16 protein-coding genes are annotated in these 21,310 nt (G+C 53.8%); 7 read left to right on the forward strand and 9 right to left on the reverse strand.

The window, feature by feature from the left end; all coding sequences use genetic code 11:
- Positions 1-137 precede the first annotated feature (137 nt).
- A complete protein-coding gene (locus R5L00_RS00945) occupies positions 138-2,045 on the reverse strand; it encodes a M10 family metallopeptidase (RefSeq protein WP_317652891.1) in 1,908 nt (635 codons plus the stop codon).
- 330 nt (positions 2,046-2,375) lie between these two features.
- Here R5L00_RS00945 and R5L00_RS00950 point away from each other — a divergent pair, with 330 nt between their 5' ends.
- The 4 genes from R5L00_RS00950 to R5L00_RS00965 all read left to right on the forward strand — a co-directional run bounded on the left by R5L00_RS00950 (position 2,376) and on the right by R5L00_RS00965 (position 6,820).
- Positions 2,376-2,582, forward strand: coding sequence for a hypothetical protein (locus R5L00_RS00950; protein ID WP_317652892.1), 207 nt, complete (start codon positions 2,376-2,378; stop codon positions 2,580-2,582).
- 524 nt (positions 2,583-3,106) lie between these two features.
- Positions 3,107-3,727, forward strand: a complete 621-nt coding sequence (locus R5L00_RS00955) for a DVUA0089 family protein (protein ID WP_317652893.1) — start codon at positions 3,107-3,109, stop codon at positions 3,725-3,727.
- Between the two features lie 402 nt (positions 3,728-4,129).
- Complete coding sequence (gene cls / locus R5L00_RS00960; protein ID WP_317652894.1) at positions 4,130-5,686, forward strand: cardiolipin synthase; 1,557 nt, start codon at positions 4,130-4,132, stop codon at positions 5,684-5,686.
- Positions 5,687-5,767: 81 nt separating this feature from the next.
- The gene (locus R5L00_RS00965) at positions 5,768-6,820 is read left to right on the forward strand and encodes an AI-2E family transporter (protein ID WP_317652895.1); all 1,053 of its coding nucleotides are present in this window, start codon (positions 5,768-5,770) and stop codon (positions 6,818-6,820) included.
- A 93-nt stretch (positions 6,821-6,913) separates the two neighbouring features.
- Here R5L00_RS00965 and R5L00_RS00970 read toward each other — a convergent pair whose 3' ends face one another.
- From R5L00_RS00970 to R5L00_RS00980, 3 genes are all read right to left on the reverse strand, one after another.
- Positions 6,914-9,820 carry a PAS domain S-box protein gene (locus R5L00_RS00970; protein WP_317652896.1) on the reverse strand — a complete coding sequence of 969 codons (2,907 nt, stop codon included), beginning with the start codon at positions 9,818-9,820 and terminating at the stop codon, positions 6,914-6,916.
- Positions 9,821-9,903: 83 nt separating this feature from the next.
- Positions 9,904-10,185: a hypothetical protein gene (locus tag R5L00_RS00975; RefSeq protein WP_317652897.1), complete on the reverse strand. Its 282-nt coding sequence runs from the start codon at positions 10,183-10,185 to the stop codon at positions 9,904-9,906.
- A 223-nt stretch (positions 10,186-10,408) separates the two neighbouring features.
- On the reverse strand, positions 10,409-11,608 hold the full coding sequence (locus R5L00_RS00980) for a PEP-CTERM sorting domain-containing protein (protein WP_317652899.1): 1,200 nt from the start codon (positions 11,606-11,608) through the stop codon (positions 10,409-10,411).
- 482 nt (positions 11,609-12,090) lie between these two features.
- Between R5L00_RS00980 and R5L00_RS00985 the strand changes: the two genes are divergently transcribed.
- On the forward strand, positions 12,091-12,774 hold the full coding sequence (locus R5L00_RS00985; RefSeq protein ID WP_107692670.1) for a zinc metallopeptidase: 684 nt from the start codon (positions 12,091-12,093) through the stop codon (positions 12,772-12,774).
- A 243-nt stretch (positions 12,775-13,017) separates the two neighbouring features.
- Here R5L00_RS00985 and R5L00_RS00990 read toward each other — a convergent pair whose 3' ends face one another.
- Positions 13,018-14,145, reverse strand: a complete 1,128-nt coding sequence (locus R5L00_RS00990; protein ID WP_107692669.1) for a TIGR03118 family protein — start codon at positions 14,143-14,145, stop codon at positions 13,018-13,020.
- Positions 14,146-14,647: 502 nt separating this feature from the next.
- Between R5L00_RS00990 and R5L00_RS00995 the strand changes: the two genes are divergently transcribed.
- The gene (locus tag R5L00_RS00995; RefSeq protein ID WP_317652900.1) at positions 14,648-14,884 is read left to right on the forward strand and encodes a helix-turn-helix transcriptional regulator; all 237 of its coding nucleotides are present in this window, start codon (positions 14,648-14,650) and stop codon (positions 14,882-14,884) included.
- A gap of 101 nt (positions 14,885-14,985) precedes the next feature.
- A complete protein-coding gene (locus R5L00_RS01000; protein ID WP_146164542.1) occupies positions 14,986-15,207 on the forward strand; it encodes a plasmid replication protein RepB in 222 nt (73 codons plus the stop codon).
- A gap of 245 nt (positions 15,208-15,452) precedes the next feature.
- Here R5L00_RS01000 and R5L00_RS01005 read toward each other — a convergent pair whose 3' ends face one another.
- From R5L00_RS01005 to R5L00_RS01020, 4 genes are read right to left on the reverse strand one after another with little or no spacing between them, the layout of a single operon-like run.
- Positions 15,453-16,424 (reverse strand): class I SAM-dependent methyltransferase, encoded by a 972-nt coding sequence (locus tag R5L00_RS01005; RefSeq protein WP_317652901.1) that lies wholly within the window; start codon positions 16,422-16,424, stop codon positions 15,453-15,455.
- Positions 16,424-18,622 carry a glycosyltransferase gene (locus R5L00_RS01010; protein WP_317652902.1) on the reverse strand — a complete coding sequence of 733 codons (2,199 nt, stop codon included), beginning with the start codon at positions 18,620-18,622 and terminating at the stop codon, positions 16,424-16,426. The genes R5L00_RS01005 and R5L00_RS01010 overlap by 1 nt, the downstream gene beginning before the upstream one ends.
- Positions 18,615-19,307: a 2OG-Fe(II) oxygenase gene (locus tag R5L00_RS01015; RefSeq protein WP_317652903.1), complete on the reverse strand. Its 693-nt coding sequence runs from the start codon at positions 19,305-19,307 to the stop codon at positions 18,615-18,617. Before R5L00_RS01015 ends, R5L00_RS01010 begins: the two co-directional genes overlap by 8 nt.
- Entirely contained in the window at positions 19,300-20,640 is a 1,341-nt protein-coding gene (locus R5L00_RS01020) for a polysaccharide pyruvyl transferase family protein (RefSeq protein WP_107692664.1), read from the reverse strand. The genes R5L00_RS01015 and R5L00_RS01020 overlap by 8 nt, the downstream gene beginning before the upstream one ends.
- Positions 20,641-21,310 lie beyond the last annotated feature (670 nt).

Below are 21,310 nucleotides of genomic sequence, written 5' to 3' on the forward strand. Positions count from 1 at the left end.
TCCAACCAAACGAGGAGGCAGGAAACCATTGCCTCGCGATGGCGCCGATTACGCCAGCAATAACGGCGTACCTGCCGCATGGGTCAAAGGGGGCAATTACGCGATCTAGGTCAGCGGCATCAAACCTGCCGGTCGCATCAGACGTTAAACATATCCGCTGCCGCGTCATACTTCAGGCTGGCGGTCAATCCGGTCAACTGGACATGGTAATCATTTGCCGTGATGCTGTGACTGCTGTCCAAATCGATGTACAGGTCGCGGCCATTCTTCAAACAAACGTTGGTCGATGCGCTCATCACTTCCGTTAAGGTGATGTCGGATGTCGCCGTGCTCAGGCGGGCACCGTTCGCTATCAGCAGCGCCTCAAGAGCGGCGCTGAAATCAAGTGCATCATCGCTGCTGAAGTCCGATACCGTGTCCAGCTCGCCGGCACGAATATCGCCGCTATTGAAGGAGGTTGCAGTCCATCCAAACCGGTCATCGCCGCCACCGCCGGTAAGCTTGTCATTGCCAGCCCCACCGTGCAGCGTGTCATTGCCCAACCTGCCATTCAGCGCGTTTGCACCCGCGTCGCCAATAAGCCTATCGTCAAAGGCAGAACCGGTCAGCTGTTCGATGCCCTTTAACTTGTCAACGCCATCACCTGCCGTTGCGCGGCCACCCGCCAGGGAAAGGTCTGCGTCGACCGGAGCGGTCGCAGTCGCGTATGAGACCTCATCCCACCCTCCCCCACCGTTCAGCGTATCGCTCCCCAAGCCCCCGATGAGGAGATCGTTCCCCGCCCCGCCGTTCAGGATATCATTGCCGCTGTCGCCGGACAGAATGTCGTTCCCATCGTCCCCGATGACAAAGTCATTGCCTTCGCCGCCGTTCATCACATCATTGCCGTTATGGCCCGTCATGAAGTCGCCGCCGCTCCCGCCGTACATCTTATCGTTATCAAATACGTTACGGTCCGCCCACTCGGACCCGCGCATAGTGTCGTTTCCCGCCCCCCCTGAAAGAATGTTGCCCGCGACGCTGCCGAAAATGGTATCGTCATAACTGCTGCCGGTTGCGTTCTCAATGTTGGCGCCGAAGGCAATCGCTAGATTGTCCCGCACCCATGCATGCTCATTCCATATGGCCTCCCCGATCTTGCTGTACACTCCGGGAGTCAGGTGGAGCTCAACATTCCGCGGCTGATTCGCCGCGCTCAGCGTATCCACGCCCCCGCCATCCCAGATCGTCTCGTAGACCTTTGCGCCCGCCGCCCAGCTGTAGGTATCGTTCCCGTTCCGATAGTTCGAGTTGGGGCCGTATATCATTTGCAACGCGAGCACATCGTAGAGCATGGGGGTGGTAGGGAAAAAATTCGGACCGACACCATCAATCTCGTCTCCGACGTAATCCCGATAGCTCATGATGGTGTACTTGAGCGCATCGACGGACAGGCTCATGATGTCGTTATCATTATTCTCGTGCGGATGCTCCAGCCCCAGGGCGTGGCCGACTTCATGCATGATCGCGTAGTACGCGTAGTCCCCAACAGCCGGGCTGTTAAAGTCATTCTTGTTGAGCCACACATCTCCGCCGTAAGGCTTGTTATCCTGCCCAGGATAGTAGGCCCAGGCCGTAGGTGGCGAATTCGACATCGCGAAGCGGATATCGCCTACCGAGCTATTATCCCCAGCGTCCAACTGGCTGTCGGCGGTGTCGGCCACCTCCTTAACGTTGAGGTTTGCAACCCGGGCCCACTTTTGCACCGCTTCGCGCGCGGCCTGCATCTGTGAAACGTTAAGGGCTTCCCCGCTGTCGTCCGGCTCACCGGCGTATCCGAAAGCGCCGCTACTTGCCGGGCCGCTGCTGCCCACAGCAAAGGAAACCGGGAAACTGAACGTAACCTTCCCGCCTCCACCGAGGCCGGTGCTACCCCACTTGGTGCCGACAATCAAAGCGTTGACTTCACTGTTCCCGGTAGGCGCAGGGCCGATCCTGGTGTAGGTGCCACTGCTGTAAACCGAGCTATAAACTGAACTGGGAACTGAGCTGGGAAGGGGGTTCACGATGGTAGTCCTTTTCACGCAAATCGGCTCGATACGCGATCCAGACACTATGTTTTGCCGCTCGCAAGGTCTGTGCGGTTTCGCGCCTAACGAGCGGTAAAACACTCACCAATATGAAGTCTTTCCATTGTCGACTCTCCAGAATGACAACAGGGTGGCAAACTCATAGAGAAGACTGCTCGCCCCTCGCTGGAAGCAGGGCAAACTTACCGCCCGTCAAGCCGCATCCGTCGGTTACGGCAAAATGAGCGATGGTTCACAAAAAAATGTTAAATTTTTCACAACTCATCGTTAAAATACTAACTCACCGTTTTTCCGTGAGATCTGACCATGAACCGGTTAGTCCCTTATATCCGAACCGCAGACGGAGCCATCCAGCGCATCAGTGACGGAATCTACGAGGCCTCGGGCGACTCCCTGGAACCGTATATTCATAAGCAAAACCTGGTCGGTTGGCCTGAGCCACGAGTTTTCTGGGCGAAGAAAACGGGGCCCAGCCTGGGCATCGCGCCGCTGCCAGCTTCTTCTCCAGACTGATCTACCTCAACTATCTTTTTTTGTTGAGCTGGCGGATGCCCGCGTTCCGCAATTGCTCCGACACCCTCTCCTGCGCCTATGAGGCCTGAATTGATCTATCTGCTTCGATTTCCCTGCCCCATTTTCCAATCCATCGCCTGATACCAACCCCTGGCGGATCGCCCTGCTGGCATCCCGCAGTCCCCCGTTGATTATTAAAAGCGAATCGCTCCATCCTTTATCTATAGGGAAAGGGGCCGCAAGCCGGCGAAATAACGATCCGACAAGCTGCAAGCCGCACCAGAATCCGCAGTATGACCCTGACTTCAACGCCTCGGACTAACCCAGAAACGGTGGTATTAGCAACAACGGGGTAGAAAATCCGCTGTCGTTTTAATAGCACGTATGATCAGGGGAAAACTCCAGCACTAGCCCAGCTTTACTATTGTGGCAACCGGTGACGGGCAATATCATCACCATGCGTATCTACTATGTAATGCGCGGCGAGGGGCTTTCTTGGTGGATGTATTCTTCAGGGAGCGGGCATGAAAACGTACAAGGCGCTGGTTGCGATCAGCCTGATCAGCGGAAGCGCAAACGCTGCCGATTTTTCCTTTATCGGGAATTTCGGCAATGCTAACGAGGTACAGGAATTTAATTTCGCCGTCACAGGCGCAGCTAGAGAGGTTACGCTGCGCACATGGTCCTACGCGGGTGGAAGCAATTCCGAAGGGACAGTCATAGCCCGCGGCGGATTTGACCCGATGGTCACGCTTTTCGCCGCTTCCTCGGGCGCCCGTATCGGTTTCAGCGATGACGGCGGTGCGCTAAGTGCAAGAGACCCTGTCAGCGGCCACACCTGGGACTCGTTCCTTACGCACCTTCTCTCCCCTGGCAGTTATACCGCCACCGTAACCCAATACAGCAACTTTCCTAGGGGGTCATTGACCGATGGCTTCCAGGGCACGGGTCACACTGGTTTCAACGGCAGGGATTCACATTGGGCACTGGATGTGCTGAATGTCGAGGGCGCCTCGCTCGGCAGTTCGCATAGCGCCCCGGTATCTTCCGTTCCTGAGCCCGAATCCTATGCCCTTCTGCTGGCGGGTCTTGCTGTTGTGAGCATTGCATCCATGCGAAGAGAGGCCGCGCAACCGCCGTTATAGTTCACCCTGTCCCGCACCTCTGCGTACATCCGGAAAAGGGTGCCCTTCCAACCGCCGCTCGACCGTCCCCCTCTAGATAGCAACCACTGTTTGAAACCAACCAAGTTCGGCATTGGGGGAGCCGGGATCCTTCCGCCCAACTTGATTCCTGTCGCGGCGGCTTTATGCGCTTTCCCCCGCCGCCGTGCGACGCACCCGCTGGGAGAATGCAGTCGGTAACGGCAGCACTGACGCAATTCTTGACAACAATTCCCGGGTTAGCAAATCGGGGACCGTAACTCATTGAGATTTATACTTCTTTTATCTGGCATAATGCTTGCTTGATCCGTGATGCCGCAGGATGTGCGCCCATCTATGGTCTATACGCTGCTCACGTACGCCTGGGCATGAGAGATTTCACGGATGAAAGACGAAAAAATACCTGAAAAAAACCGGTGGCGCGATTTCCGCTCCGGGCTTTTTCATTGCGATCGAACACCGCCACGCGCCTCTGTTCAAGGTGGAACAACGCCAACCCGGCTACATGGTAATACCACGTCCTTTTATGCGGTTGGAAGACTTCTCGCTCATCAGATGAACCTATGCCTGGAGGGAGACCGGATCATGCGAGGACAATATGTAGCAGTTGTTTGCGGGGTTCTGCTGGTCGGTTGTGGTTCCCTGCCAGTACCCCACAATACTCAGGACACGAGCCCTGCCGTGCGCGTCGAAGGGACGCGCGGCGCGCTTTCCGTCGGGCAAAGCAAGCTTATGCTGGCCCGTAAAAACGGGAGCGCAGAAACAGACATTTTTACCAAACACCTTGCGCAGGTAGAGGAAATCTCCGAAAGCCCTCTCACGGCCGGGAACAAGGTGACATTGCTGCTTGACGGGCCCGCTACTTACAAATCCATGTATGCAGCAATACGGGACGCAAAAAGCAACATCAACATGGAAACCTATAGCATCGAGAATGACGAAGTTGGACGGCGCTTCGCCGACGCCCTGGTGGAGAAGCAAAAGAAAGGGGTGCAAGTGAATCTCGTTTATGACAGCGTCGGCTCTGCAAGTACGCCTGAAGAATTCTTCAGGTCTCTCATCGATGCCGGAGCGAACGTGCTGGAGTTCAATCCGCTCAATCCTCTGCTGATACGCAAGAAGTGGGAGATGGGACGCGATCACCGCAAGTTACTCCTAGTGGACGGCCAGGTGGCGTTCGTAGGGGGCGTAAACATCAGCAGCGTGTATTCCAGCGGATCGTTCAGATCGAAGCCGCCTGAGAAAGGGGCCAAGCCCTGGCGCGATACGCATATGCGTATCGAGGGTCCCGTCGTCCGGGAGTTCCAGAAACTGTTCGCGGCCACCTGGCTCAAGCAGAACGGAAAATCTCTCGATTGGGCGTCCTATTTCCCCCCGATCGACAAGAAGGGCACCGAAATAGTCAGGGTCCTCGGCAGTTCCCCTGATCAGCCGCATAACCCGATTTACGTGACGCTCCTGTCGGCGATCGACAGCGCGAAAACCTATGCGTATGTGACAAACGCATACTTTGTGCCTGACGCGCGTTTACTGGCGGCCTTGCGGAACGCGGCGCGGCGCAATGTCGACGTCCGACTGCTGCTCCCGGACGAGACCGACTCCAATCTTGTTTTTTATGCCTCGCATTCGTACTACGACGAATTATTAAGCGCCGGAGTAAAGATTTATGAACGCAAGGATGCCATGTTGCATGCCAAGACAGCGCTTATCGACGGTGTCTGGTCCACCATAGGCTCGAGTAATCTCGATTGGCTCAGCTTCGCGCATAACCAGGAGATCAACGCCATCGTTGTAGGTCAAGAGTTCGGCGAGCAGATGAAAGCCATGTATGACAAAGACATGGAGGCCTCCCATCTTGTCACGCTAGAACACTGGCGGCAGCGCTCCGTTGTCACGCGCTTGAAAGAGTTCGGCGCGCGCCTGCTCGCCCGCTGGATTTGATCGATGGGTTGGCTCTGAAAGCTCAGCACCGAAACAGGCAAGTGGCGCAGCCGGAAATATTCTCATTTTAATCGGGATTTCATGAATTCGACCGAGCTTCAGCATAAAGCTTTCCTGCTCCTGTTAGTTGCCGTGTCCGTGGCATTCGGCACCATACTGCTACCGTTTTACGGTGCCGTTTTCTGGGCGTGCGTGCTGGCCATCATGTTCACGCCGTTTTATCGGCGTCTGCTGGTCAGGATGCCTAAACGAGAGAACCTCGCCGCGCTTGCAACGCTGCTGCTCTGCTTGGTCATTGTGATCCTCCCCGCGACATTCATTACAACGTCACTGCTGCATGAGGGCCACGCGTTTTATCAGAAAATCAGCTCCGGAGAGCTGAAATTTAGCACATATTTTCACCAGGCTATCAGCATGCTCCCCCCATGGATCGTCAATCTCCTCGATGGCGCCGGGTTGGCAAAATTTTCAGAAGCAAAAGATACGTTATCAAACGGCGCCGCCCAGGAAACTCAGCTCATCGCCGTGGAAGGGCTAAAGATCGGACAAAATACATTCGAGTTCATCGTAAGCTTTAGCGTCATGCTCTATCTGCTGTTCTTCCTGTTGCGAGATGGAAACATCTTGTTTGAGAAAATAAGACTTGCTATCCCGCTACACCCCGAACACAAGCGGCACCTGTTCAGCAAATTCACCACCGTTGTCCGTGCCACTGTAAAGGGCAACATTGCCGTGGCCGCATTGCAGGGCGCGCTGGGAGGCGTGATGTTCGCGTTTCTCGGAATTCCGGGGGCCGTGTTGTGGGGGACAGTAATGGCTTTTCTTTCCCTTTTGCCGGCGATTGGGGCGGGGTTAATCTGGGGACCCGTCGCAATCTACTTCCTTCTTACCGGAGCGATCTTCGAAGGAACAGTTCTTATCGTCTTTGGAATATTCGTTATAGGCTTGGTGGATAATATCCTGCGGCCCATACTCGTCGGCGCTGACACTCAAATTCCCGATTACATGGTTCTTATCTCCACCCTTGGAGGAATGGTTCTTTTCGGGCTAACCGGGTTTGTCATCGGCCCCGTGATCGCCGCTTTGTTTATGGCAGCCTGGGATCTTTTTTCTTCAAGCCGGCAAGCGCAATAACCATTCGGTCGTCCTCTTGCCGCCGCCCTAACCGCTCATCCGTGGATCAGGCCGACCCGGATGATTGCACTAATGACGTTTCAGCACGATGAATTATTGTGAACAGTTCCGGCGCTGAGATCTGTTCGTGGCGAAGGCCAATTCTGAATCAGGCCGTTGCCGACTCTCCGGGCGCGGTCTTTCGATTCCATACCCTTGCGCGTAGTCAACGCCAATTCCTCGCAACGCCTCAAGAATTGCGTCGTTCTCCACAAACTCCGCAATCGTCTCGATTTTCATCACGTGCCCTATATTATTGATGGCCTCGACCATAGCGCGGTCAATCGGGTCAGTGACCATGTCCTTAACGAACCCGCCATCAATTTTTAGGTAGTCCACCGGCAAATGCTTGAGGTAGGTAAAGGAGGACATTCCGCTGCCGAAGTCATCCAGGGAAAGGCGGCAGCCGAGATCCTTCAATTTTCCGATCAGCATGTTCGCCTGGATCAGGTTCGCGATTGCCGAGGTTTCTGTAATTTCGAAGCAGATTCCGGCGGGTGGAACCTTATGCAGATCAAATTGCTCGATCAGGAACTCATATAAACTCTCGTCGCAAATCGACGTACCTGAAAGATTAATTGAGCATGTGCCAAGCGGGCTGCCGGGCGGGTGGCGGTCCGCGTATTGCGCAAACGCGGTAACGATCACCCATCGGTCGAGCTGGGGCATCAGCCCATAGCGCTCCGCAGCAGGGATGAAAGCCATCGGCGGCACCAGCATCCCGTCCTCGCCTTTCATGCGCAGGAGCACTTCATAGTGATCGCCACCCTCGGGATGATCGGAGAGCCGCAGTATTTTTTGCGTGTAGAGCACAAACCGATCCTCCTCCAGCGCTTTCTGGATGCGCCCTACCCATCCCATCTCGCCACGGCGTTTGGCCAGGCCCTTGTCTTCGGAGGTATAGACTTGAACCCGGTTGCGCCCGTTGTCCTTGGCAAGGAAACAGACGGCGTCAGCCATGCGCATAACATCGGAAAGGGTTTCCTCTCCGTCGCTGAACGTCACCAGCCCGATGCTGGCACCCAGTGGAAAGATCTTGCCGTCCCACACGAAGCGAAATTCATGCACTGTCTGCCTCAACAGATCGGCTATCCGAAGGGCGGGGGCCGTCGGGCAGCTTTCGAGCAGCACGCCAAACTCGTCGCCGCCCAGACGCGCCAGCGTATCGCTACTGCGCAGCTTGGCCTGGAGCACGCCCGTCAATTGTTTCAACAGTTCGTCGCCGGCGGTATGGCCGCAGGTGTCATTGACCACCTTGAACTGATCGAGATCGAGATAAAGCAATGTATGCTCCTTCCCGTCCTGCTTGCCCGTCTGCAATGCGTGCTCAAGGCGCCGCTCGAATTCATGCCGGTTAATAAGGCCGGTCAGCGCATCATGGGTGGCCTGATACGTCATCTCCAGCGCCATTTTCTGCGCGTGGGTGACATCGTGGAACACGAGCACCGCGCCCATGATTTCGCCATGCTGGTCACGTATCGGCGCTGCCGAGTCTTCAATCGGAAAAGTTTTGCCGCCTCGCTGTATCAGCAGCGTATGCGGCGTGAGGCTGACGTTTTCCTTTTCGCGAAGCACTTTCTCGATCGGGTTGGGAACGGGTTCATTTGTAAGCGCATTGACTATCTGAAATACCTCGGGCAGCGGGAGGCCATACGCTTCTTGGGAAACCCAGCCTGTCATGGCTTCCGCAACCGGGTTGAGATAGGTCACCTTTCCCGCCACATCAGTCGTAATGACGGCATCCCCGATGCAGCTTAGCGTGACCCGGAGGCGTTCCTTCTCTTCAAAAAGCGCCTTTTCCGCAATCTCGCGCTCAGAAAGATCGCGCCGGAGTTGAGTGTGTATTTCCTTGATACGGTTTCTCTCCGAGATATCCCGGATGGCACCGGATATCAGCGTGCCCTCTTCGGTTTGAATCGGACTGAGACTGATTTCAACAGGAAACTCGCTCCCGTCTTTTCGCAAACCATACAGTTCCAGCCCGGCCCCCATAGGCCGCGGGCGCGGGGCAGCGGCAAAGCTGCTCCGCATACGGGGATGATGCATTCTGAAACGTGCAGGTATGAGCATCTCGATCTTGTTGCCAAGAAGTTGCTCGCGTGGATAACCAAAAAGCTTTTCGGTCTGCGAATTGACCAATACGATTTCGCCCTGATCATTGACGATCACGATCGCATCCGGCGCCGACTCCAGCAGATCGCGGAATTTCTGTTCCGCTTTTTTCCGCTCGCTGGTGTCACGGATCGCGCTCATGCTGAACATCCCTTCGTCTGTCTGAATGGGACTCAGGCTGATCTCGAGTGGAAACTCGACGCCATCCTTTCGGAGACCATACAAGTCCAGTCCGGCGCCCATTGTTCGGGTGTGGGACTGGGCGAAGTAATTGGCTCGATGACCAACGTGAAGGCAGCGATAGCGGTGCGGTAGCAGCGCCTCCACCGGTTGGCCAATTAGTTCGCCCGTTCGATATCCGAACAGCTTGTCCGCCTGGGTGTTGACCAGCACAATGCGGCCTGTCGAGTTCACGATGACAATCCCGTCAGGCGTCGAATCCAGCAAGTTGCCAAATTTGGTACCGATCAACTTGGCGTCGCGCAACGCTTTAAGATGAGTTATGTCCTTGCAGCTGAACAGTACAAGATCATTTGGTTGCTGTTCAATCGACAGGACTTTGCTCGATATGTCCGCATGGATGAGCCCCCCGTCCTTTCTCCGGCATAATGCTTCCTGGACGTAGACCTCCTTCCGCCTAATATCCTTGAGATTATTTTCAATCTTCCACGTCTGCTGATTCGGCGTCCCGATCAACTCGTCAAGCGAGCGCTGCAGTACCTCGGCCTCCGTATAGCCGAATACCGATTCAGCACCCTTGTTCCAGTAAATGACAATTCCATCAATAGTGGTGATGACAATTCCGTCGGGCATTTCATCAAGGACGAGCTTGCCGATTTTTCTTAACATTACCTCGCTCCCAATAAAAATTTTTAGTTGAATTCAGGCATATCGAGCAATCGCGTGATGCTGGTCTACCAATGCATGACCAGCTATGGCGTGGTAATTGCCCGGACTTCAAGCAATCCCATTGCCAGCGACGATACCTTCAGTGAGTCAGACAAAGAGCGAAGCAGCGGCGGCCATTGCACGCACATGCCTGGGGCACAGCCATATCCGCGGTTATACGGACGACGAATTGCCTTACCGATGACGTCTCCGGGTTTGTGTGCCTCGTCCGCAACGTGTATCGCAGGTATCAGCAAGTGCAATGTCAAATCATCGCGCAGCGAGACGATTTCTGCGCGAGCGCCACCACCCATGGGAAGTTTCACCTACTGATCCTACGGCAGAATCGGGGCGCGATGAAGCGATAATATGAGGTACCTGTAAGATTCGACAGGTAGGGAGGAGAGAGTTGGAACGCCGCGCTGCTCCAGTTAAATGGTCAGGGCGCTACAATCAGTAAAACGATAATTGGGGAATCGATCGAACTGTTGAGTTGGTCTCACTCCAGCGGTCGAGCGAGCCTATTTCTTTAGTTAATTGAACCAGCAGCTAGAAAGTTGCAGCTTGAGCCTGACTGCCAGGTAAACCGCCTTCATGCCTGACGGACCCGTATTGCCTCGGGAAATCCATCATGCGACGACGCATCTTGAATCCCAGCAATCCAAGCCCCGCCAGCAGCAGCATGAAAGCTTCCGGTTCGGGTACAGGGGTCAGCAATATGGCGTGTTGGAACCCGTGCTGCCATGCATCCGCTACTATGGCTCCGTTATTGTTAATATCGGAAGCATTGACAATTTCCCATCCCATCCTCGCGGAAGCAGGATCGAGGACACCATTAAGATCTATCATTTCGCCATGGTCCCACAATGTCGCATGTTGCACGGTTGCGCGCGGATTATGGTCCAGTATGCTATAGCCAACGATTTGCCCCGCATCGTTGATAGCGTTAGCAACACTTTCGCTGTCGGAGCCCGAGATTGGAGTCAGCGCACCAAGATCGGTAATGGTGGACCCGGACCAGAGAGTGGCATGCCGTATTCCGTTGGCTACCACGCTATCCCCGACAATCTCTCCAGTATTGCTGATGTCATTGGCTGAATTGAAGTTCTCATACAATGTACCCAAATCCGTGACGGTATTCCCGTGCCATAGGACGGCACGCGTTAGAAGGGAATCAAGGTCAGTGATGGATCCGACAATTTCTCCGGCGTCATTGATCGCGCTGGCGTTACTATAAATTCTGCTACCGGGAAAAACAGGCAGATCTGTGACGGTATTGTTACTCCAAAGCACAGCATGCGTAGACCCGGCATCAGCAGGTCTATTTATCACAACCTGCCCCAGGTGATTGATATCGGAAGCGTAGCCGCCCAGTTTGCTCGATGGTTCAAGATCAATACCCGCACTGCCATTCCAGAGCGTGGCGCGGTTAATGCCGGCAGAAGTTACACTAAAACCAACAATTACTCCGGCATCGTTAATGGCCTCGGCGTAACTATAATTTCCGCCGAATGTCCCAAGATCGGTTACCTTGCCGGCCTCCCATAGCATTGCGTGTACGGTCGCAGTCGCAACAAGGCTGTCTCCAACGACTTGTCCTGAGTTATTAAGGGAACTGGGAGAATCATAAAATGCCCCCGGCGGGCTCTTGAGTACAGTGACAGCATAAGTGCTGGCCTGAGTCTGATTTACGCCACCCAATAAAATGGTTGCGGCAACTAACCCAAGACAGGGTAATTTTGTCTTCATTCGACTCTCCTTAAGATTGAAGAACCTCATCGGATTTTACTTACGGAAATGGGGCACGGCCCTAAAGAAATCTTGAAGCGCCAGGCGGTGGCAGGAAGCTGCTCGACGAATTGAAAACCAAGACGTTAAAGATGAACGAAAATGAATACAGCAGAAGAGCGCGAAAAATTCGAAAAGTGAGCAAAGGGACCAAAAATGCAATGCAATCTATAGGCCTGACCGAGAAACGTACCTGGATGACAAAATCAACGTTGCCCGCCCCGTCGCGCTGAGGGAACACAAACATGAACTTCCAATATCGAGGGCGTGTTACACAGGCCGGGTGCAGGCCTCTTTTTCTCCTACGCTAAATGGTATTGTTGACGCATTCAGTCTGGCACAATTTAAAATTAAGAAATTATTTGAAACCCTGACGATCCAACGTTGATAAGCCGTCATTTAGCCTATCCAGATCCAGTTGTTTTTTTACTATATTTCCTGCCATGCTTTATCTGATATTGATCTGTTTCGTCATTCTCCTGATTGTCGGACCTTCCTATTGGGTCAAACATACCATGGAAAAGTATAGCGAACCGGCGAATCGCTATTCGTTTACCGGCGCCCAACTCGCCCGCGACCTGCTGGACCAGGCCAATTTGCAACATATCGGCGTGGAGGTAACGGAATCAGGCGACCATTATGATCCCCTGGCAAAAAAAGTCCGTCTCACGCCGGATAAGTTCAACGGTCGCTCCTTGACCGCCGTAGCGGTCGCGGCGCATGAAGTAGGGCATGCGATCCAGGACCATGATAATTACGCCCCCCTTGCCTTGCGTACCAGACTGGTCCAATGGGTTGCGCCCGTGGAGAAGCTGGGCGCGGGTATCCTGATGCTGGCTCCTGTGATTATGACGTTATCACGGTCTCCGGCGGCAGGATTGCTGTTCGTTGCCGGCGGCCTTCTGACCCTGGGAAGCACCGCGCTTGTGCACGCACTCACCTTGCCGATGGAGTTGAATGCCAGTTTTGCCCGCGCCTTGCCGAATCTGGAGCGAGGGCATTATCTGATAGATGGGGACCTACCGCACGCCCGGCGCCTGCTCAGCGCCGCGGCGTGGACTTACGTTGCCGCTTCCCTGATGACACTTCTCAACATGGCGCGTTGGCTGGCGATTTTGCGCCGATGAGTGAAGTTGAGCTGTGCAAAATATTAACGCCGGAATGAACGATCCATTCGGGTTGCAGACTCGTTTATTATCGACACGGACCTTATCCCGCCATTTCGTACAACCGGCGTGAGGCTCCTCCACACCTCTTGAGAGGCAAGCATTTTGATTCGAACCGTAGCACCGCCTGGAGTGATGAGGACCGAGCCTCGGCGGGGAGGCTCGGGTTTTTCATGAGAAGCCGATTGAAATATGTCGCGGTCTTCAGCTGGGAGTGGGAGTGCGGCGCCTGATCAGAAGCGCTAATACCCCAAGACCAGCCAGCATCATCGCATATTCCGAGGGCTCCGGAACGGGGGTTAGAACGCCAAACAGACCGTTAGCCTCTGAGTCGGGCCCTGCAGTGAAGTACAGCAGATGGCTGCTTCCTGCCGATCCATCATTTCCTGGCGAAATGGCCCATAATCCGTCGACCGCAAGCGGGCTATTGTTAGCACCAGTTACTTGCCCAAGAAATGCGTGGGTGGTGGCGTCATAAACATTGATGTGGCCGTCGCCGAAATTACCCACCAGCAAGTCACCCGCCATGTTACCGAACGAGGATGGCGCAATCGCCATGCCCCATGGCGCATCCAGTGCCCCCCCGGAAGCCACTCGACCGATAAAGTCGCCACTCAGGCTGAATTTATCGACAAAGCCAGTTCCCGGCCCGGAGACCTCATCCGATTTGTCCGCGTCCTGTTTAGCATAAGCAACGTAGAGCGAGCCGTCGAGATTCTGAATGTTGAAGGGCGCATATCCCGCAGGGAGAGTGGGATCGCTAAACGAGCCCGGTAGGGACGGAGCTCCGTTAACGCCCTTATGGACATCGATCGTGCCCGCCCTGAAGTTCGCCGCGTACATATAATCATTACCCCCGACGCTGCCCAGGGCAACACCCTTGTAAACGTTGGCCGAGGACGCCGGGGCGATAGCTTCAGCCGTGCTGCCCAGCGCTGGCCGCCAGCCGGAAACCGTGCCGTCTTCGCTCACGAAGAGAAACTGATTACCATTGAATGATGCCGCATTGCTGTTGAAGACCTGGCCTGTCACACTGCCATTGCCGGGAATCGTTACCTTCAGTGGCTGTTGGGTGGGAACCTGGGTCACCGGGTCCACGCTATATATCACCGATTTTCCAGAACCGTTTCCGGAGATCCAGAATGGGTTAGATGGACCAAATGACATACCCCATGCGTTTTTAATATCGGGATCCCCAATTGGCGCTGGGTGCGCCACCAGATCACTGCTAACCAGGTTGGTTTGATTGAAAGGAACAGCCCAGGCATGGATGGAGGTAGATAACACCACGCCTGCAGTGAGTGAATACAAACAGTATCGGACTTTTCGCATGACAGCTTTCCTCAGATAAGTTGAGCATCTTCGATTACACCGTGACCACGCTATGCCGCTTCTAAATCCATTTCTGTTCGGCGCCGCTATTCTGTCCCCCCGTTTCCGTTTCTGAGCCTCTTCTATTTCTTGTAACAAAATCATCAACATGGAAGAGGTTGAGTCGGGTGTCACTATTCCTGGCACGACGTGTGTCTCATTCAACATAGCTAATAAGCTGGATTTTTCAAATCTATCTTTTAATAATTTATTAATTTTCACGGAATGGGATCAAGAAGCAGAAGGCGCTGAAATAACGGGATCAATACTTCCAGGAAACTTTTCATAGAGCGTATAGGGGCTGATTTTGGGGGATGCGGAATGAAAAACCGCTCTCGCAGAACACACAGAATCGATGGGGAGCCAGTACTCCGGTTGGACTCACCCCGTCCGTGCTCTGCTCGCTCGACATTAATCTTTACATAGCTTATATTAATCGATATCGATTAATGATTGCTTCGTAATGATCAGCTGCCGCCTTTCCACGATCCTGGGAGCCAAGCGCCTCAAAGTCTCCGACGTGTGTCGGGCGACAGGTATCGCACGTGCCACTATTGATCGCTATTACTACGACAAGGTGAACAGTTTTGACCGCCAAGTACTGTCCAAGCTGTGCGATTTTCTTCAAGTCAAACCTGGCGATTTGCTGGTAGTCGTGAAGCAAGGCAAGCTATTCGACGTGGATGCGGACTTTCAGTAATGCCCCGCGGTCGCACCTGGCCGTACCATCGCCAAACTATTTTCTGTATACGTATGCCGCGAAAGAAACGTTGGTTGGACGATAATAAAAATGAGAAAAAAATGACCGAGCGAGAACTTAAACTTCTGCTGAATGCCGGCGCGCTCAAGCGTATCCAGGTGAGCTATGCTGTCATGACAAACGGCTACATGATCGTAGCCGACGGATATCCGTTGGAAACTTCCCGACGCGAGACTCGCCAATTCAAAACCCTCGATACCGCGGCCAGGTTCCTTTTCAAGATCGGGATCGCGGATTTCGCGGTTAAACTAAAAACTGGCTGAAGCTCGGCGAGCCCTCGCCTCGCGCCCAGCACGAGCACGGCACTGCCGGCCTTGATCCACATGTCAGCCGGCTTTTGAGTTTTCGGCGAATTGCTGTATGCGGTGAATTTTACGAGGAATAAGGGGCTGGCAACTTAATGATTTCCGCCGTTCGCGCAATTATCGTCAGCGCGACAACGCAACAACGTGAAAGTGAAAGCACGTTAGCCTTCGCTGTAAAATCGTACGGGCTCAGCCTTCAGCATTTATAGTGGTTTAGCAGCGACCACGACAAAGTCGCTCTTCAATGCCTCGGATTCGATCAGCCCATCCTCGATGTCAAACAGCATCTGGAGTAGGCGCATGGAGTGCGGGTCTTCCTGTCTGAAATTTCCTGCTATGCCATGCAGAAGAAACTGCAATAGCGAGCCCCCGCAGGGATTGATCGTCTTAATGTCGAAGTAATCGTTCACGACATTCAATATGTCTTGCGAACGCACTGCTTCCGAAGGATCGGTGCGCACGACTTCGATTGGGTCAGGCAACGGTACCACGTGCTGAATCTGGCCAAACGAACCACGGGCAAACGACACGCGATAGCGCTCCGGGATCAGGGCAAAAGCGTGCGTGATCGCGGCGACCTGCGGCGGCCCGAACCCGAAGTGATTAGCGCCGACATATTCATTGAAAAACAGCCAGCCGGTCGGCTTTAGCGAACGGCGTACCCGTTCGCACACCACTTCCAGTTCGCGAATGTGGTGCAGTGATCCATTGAACCACACGGCATCGTATCGCCCTGCGGGCAGGTCTGTTTTTTCGACGTCTTCAACGCGGTAATCAATGGATCGTGCACCTATCGCGACGGCTTCCCTTATCGCGGTTTCGATCGCCGCTGGTGCAATATCAATCCCATCGCAGTGATGAAAGGCGTTGAGCCGGAACAGATCCCTTTCAAGCGCGCCGCTACCGCAACCAATACTCAACATATTGAATACCGCGCCATCGCTATTTAGAAAGGTGCCGACACAGTATTCCACCCATGTAGGGTAATCACTTCCGCGGCAGGCCCGTTGGCAAAAGCGTTTCTGGATCTCCGGTACCGCCAGCCAGTACACTTGCGGCGAGAACGCATCCGAGCCCGCCATATTCTCCGACCAATGGTTCGCGGTAATTTCCTTCGGGTCTTCGTAAGCCGAAGTGGCGTGCCCGCCCCAACGGTTGAATAATTTCTTGAGCATCAATGGCTCCCGCGTTGCAGGTGCGGCTTCCATGCGCCCCATTTGCTTTCGAAATAGGCCTGGTTTCTGTCCCACAATTCCTGATATTTGCCGCTGGCAATAAGCTTCTTGAATGACGCTTGGCCATAGTGATGAACGAACGCATCTTCGGCGCACACGGTTCTGTACCCCAGATTGTGGGCGCGGCGGCTATAGTCGTCGTCCTCGAACATCCCGACACCAAATTTTTCATCGAGAAAACCGATTTTTTCAAATACTTCGCGACGCATCGCTATGCAAAACATGGCCAACATGGATATATCGAAGACATGACCGCGATGTTGCGCCGTATAGCGATCCGAAAAATCCTCCATCTGATCCAGGCTTGAATACTCAACCTCAATTTTCGCTTCGTTGCCGACCGAATTCGTAACCGGGCCGACCAGCCCGACATGCGGCAAATCGAGATGACGCAGCATGGGCTCGACCCATCCCTTCGGCACTACGGTATCGTTATTGAGCAATACCAGGTAATCTCCCTGGGCCATACGCAACCCCTGGTTATTTGCAGCCGCGAATCCGCTGTTTTCGTCATTGAGAACGACCTTTACCGCAGGTTTGCTGCGAGCCAGATAGCGCAAATAGTTGCGCGTGTCATCAACTGACGCATTGTCGATGATGATCACTTCGTAGTTTGGATAAGTTGTATTCCGGAAAACACTCTCGACACATCGCTGCGTAAGCTCGAGATTGTTGTAGGTGACGATGATAATCGAAACCCCTGGATATACATCGGTTATGGCGCGGAGCGTGTCGTCGAACCGGTTCTTCCAGTCATTTGCGCGGGCAAGCTCTACACGGCTTGTTACGAGCTCAAGCGCTCGCTCATCTAATCCCAGTTCAATTTTTTCGATGAATTCTTCGGGACTATTGGCAAAATAGACGAATTCTTCATAGACCTTCATTTCTTCCAGCGGCACCGACACGACCGGTTTTCCTGCACTCATAAATTCGTAAAACTTGACCGGATCAACCGCGTGGGTAACGTTGTAAACACGGAACGGAATCAGGCAAACGTCGAAACGATAAAGGTAATGCGGCATCTCGGCATAGGGCTTTCTTCCGATCAAGTGCACGTTGGGCATGGATTCAAGCCCCGCGAGATCGGATACAAAAATGTCTCCGACGAGCACGAAATTCCAGTCGCGTCGCCTCATTGCTACATCGGCGAGCAGTTGATAGTCCACCCATTCTGCCAGCGCGCCATAAAATCCGATGATCGGTCGATTGATTTCCGGCAGCAGATTATTTGGAACGCAGTGGCGCGTGAAGAATGAAAAGTCCACGCCGTTTCTGATTAGCGAACAAATCGGGTTATGCGCAGACCACTTCTTGTTCAACACGGAGGCAGTGACGGTTATCAGATCGGCCTCCGCTACAAGCACCTCCTCCTGCCGTAATAATGCTGTTCCGATATGCGGAAAATCCACCCAGTCATCCATGCAGTCATATTGGATGCGCCATCCCAAATCCATTCTGAGCCGCAAGACAAGAGGTGTCCAATATGATAGATGAATGACGGAGATTGCGGTCTTGATACGAAAGGCCTCAGACATCTTTTCCAGAGATAGCAAGCAGGCGTCGACGTTCTCGTCGCTCATGCCTTCGGTATAAAAATCCTGTACCGCATGCCTCGACAGCGCAACCTCAAATATCCCTGGCAAAACCTGGTTGACGCTATAAGCCTGCCTACCCGATGAAACACGGGAGGGGACGACGTAAAAAACCCGATAGCCGTGTTCCGCGAACTGACGCATCATTTGTTGCGGCCGCTGGAATCGCGCCGACCATTCGATGTTGGCGAAGCAGATAACGTCGAATTTGTTATTCACGGCGGCAGCAGGTTTACGACCACGCAGGGGACGCAGAGCAGGCAGGTCGGCGAAAGATCGAACCCACCCGCCCTTTACAGGTGCGTTGGGTTTACTTTTAACATTTGCGGCGATGCGCTGCTTCCGGTTGCGATCTTTCCACCATCCGATGATGCGGCTTCGATCTTCCGACGTTAGGCCCCATCGCATCAGGCGCATGAGAAAACGCAAAGGACTCGTGATTCGCCATGACCGGGTATTTTTCAGGAAATCGAGGTGCGCCAGGGCCGCATCTCGCTCAATTACCGCCGGATCGCACTCGGCTAATGGAGAATTCCGATCAGTCACCGGCGCTCCCGTAACTGTGTAATTGGGGAACTTCGTCGGGCGGCCACATCGAACTTATAGAACTCGTGGGATAGAACGTAACCGTCATGCTGCGCCGCGACTGCTTACAACCATCCCTGACGCGCGTTACTTCGTGCCAGGAATGTTCCGATCGTATGAAAGCTGCCGAGTTTCCGACAATCGGCAGGACGTGTGCCGCGACATTTGCGGCGTCGGATGAATTCAGGATGGCCAGGCAGCCTCCATCTGCGAGATTCCATTCGTCATTGAAATAAAATACATGCGTGGCGATTTTCTCCGGAAGATCACGGTGCGGTCCGAGATGAGCTCCTGGCCCGTAGTGAAAGACATTGACCTCCATCTGCCGGGTATTGAGATCAAGTCCAGTCAGTGAGGACATAGCTTCGCGGTAACTATCAGAGAGCAAATCGTGTGCAAGCTCCAGCCATGCTCCGCTTAGCTGCTCTGGATTCGCGACCGAGTTCGAGCCCATCCCGATCAATGCACGCGCCTCATAAAAATAACTTTTCTCACCGCCGTAAGCCTCGATTGTCTTGAAGTTATCACAGGGAAAGGACGATGCCAGCGCGGTTGCGTTCGCCGGGGAATAGAGATTTCCTATCTCGGTCCAGGCAAAAGGTTGAACATTTAGCTCTTTTCTTGAGATTTCAGTGAAATTAATCATCCAATTCCCTTGTTTTATAAGTGCTTAACCTGCGAACGATATGCCGCAGCGGCGCCGTGATTCTGAATGAACGCGAACTGTATAACGCCGTGATCTGGGAGTGAGCGAGAAACAGGTCACGCTTGAGTTGATCAACTTGACGCTGATCCGGGACAGACGCAACAGGCTGTACTGTGCCAGCTTCGAGTAAATTGGGAAGATCCTGCAAAAATCGTCCCAGCATTGGTTGAGTGTGAACTTTCCCCTCTCTGATAATGTTTGCAATGAGATCCCAATGTTCATCGAGTTGCGCCAAAGCCTTTAGAGCAGCTGACGAGGGACGGCTTTTTCCAAGCCGTGACAAAAACCACTGCGGTTCATCCTCATTTTCCCGGGGAAGGGGGAAGATGGTTTCAAACTCCAACAGGGCCGTGTATTTGCCCTCCGAAAGGTTAGCCGAACTGAAGACCGGCACTCCGCACGCAAGCGCTGTGATCGCCAGATGGTAGCTGTGACCAACCACGGCTTCCGCGTGACTGATTAACTCTGCAAGTAGAAGTGGCGGTGGCCATGACGGCAGCCGCACAGCATTCGGAAACCCGCTCTCTATCACGGCCTCGTGATCCCCCAGTACTGGCCCGACAGGGAGGAGCAGGACGCGTAAGCCTTCAAATATTTGCGGATGTTTTTGTACGAAGCGAATGAAGGGGGCAATGCAATGGATTGCCTGGACAATAATGTAGGGCCCCGTCAATCCCGAAAGCTCCCTCAGAATTTTAAGTTCTGCTGACGACTGGGGGTTGACCATTCGGGAAATTCCGAACGCGGTATCGGGCACCACCCCTATCTGCGGGTCATTGCAAAAATACGTCAGCGCCTCTTGCGAAGGTTTGTCACGCACCCGGATGTGGCGGCTGTTTTGAAGGACCAGCCTCATTAATGGTTCTGCCCATTTGGGGATAATGTTGCAATGCATGCCCGGTGCATTCCAGATCAGTGGAATGCCGTGCTGCAAGGCAATCAGGGCCGGGGTTAGCCAATACCCGGTGGGGTGATGTATTTCGGGAGTTGGCGGACCATAGGCGGGGGCAACGTCTTTGTCAAACCGGATAATAAATCCGCCACCGATGAGGACACCGTCCAGGCGCATCGCGAGGTTGGGCAATTGCGCCACCGATGTAACGGTATAGGGCCACTCCGGCGTAGATTTAGCGTGATAGGAAAATCGGTGAAGCTTCACCGCGCCCAGCCGCTTCGTCAATTCTGCCTCGGCAACGATAGGAAAGAGCAAATCTCCGTAGTTCTGGACATCGAAGGTCCCGCATATAGCAATTTCCCACACGTGTTCTTTCATATGAACCCCTCTTCCAGGTTTTATACGATTGGGATATCTGGTGAAGGGTTATCATCATCCAGCTTCCTTACTTAATTGGCTTTTCTTACGCCTCAATTACAACGGCTGTCCCTGTCGCACATCTTCGGCGAAACGTCGCCGTTAATCTGGCCGGGAAAAGACCCCGATGGGCATGGCGTTAACAGGCAGCCTGTCCGGCAATCGCTGAGTGGAAGTTCGTAGGAGGATTACATCACGTGATCAGGGATATGAATACTGTAAAACCTTACAGGGAAGAGTGCGTGACGAGCGGAGGATTTTTCGGCACTCGCGACAGGGCACGCCGTCTACTTTGATTCAATTGGAAAGATTCAATTTGATGCTGGAGCATGCGGAAGGGCAACGGGTGGTCCTCGCGACACGAACTTGCTGTTCGCCTGCGCGTTATCAGTGATATGTCGGCTAATGGAGGGGTAGCCATTGGACTGAAGTCCAGTAGTAGCTCCGATTAACGCTTGATATTATTGACGGGTTATTAGATACGCTTGAACTGATCGCGAACGAGCCCGGAGCAGCATTGGATTGCATTATTTGAAGATCGACCTTCCATCGTGACTCACTTGTTACAGAGCCCAACGCAAAACAAGATTCTCGGGGCTTTACCCGATGAAGAATACAGGCGCTTACTACC

This window comes from Nitrosospira sp. Is2, from assembly GCF_033095785.1.
In the GTDB taxonomy this organism is placed as follows: Bacteria; Pseudomonadota; Gammaproteobacteria; order Burkholderiales; family Nitrosomonadaceae; genus Nitrosospira.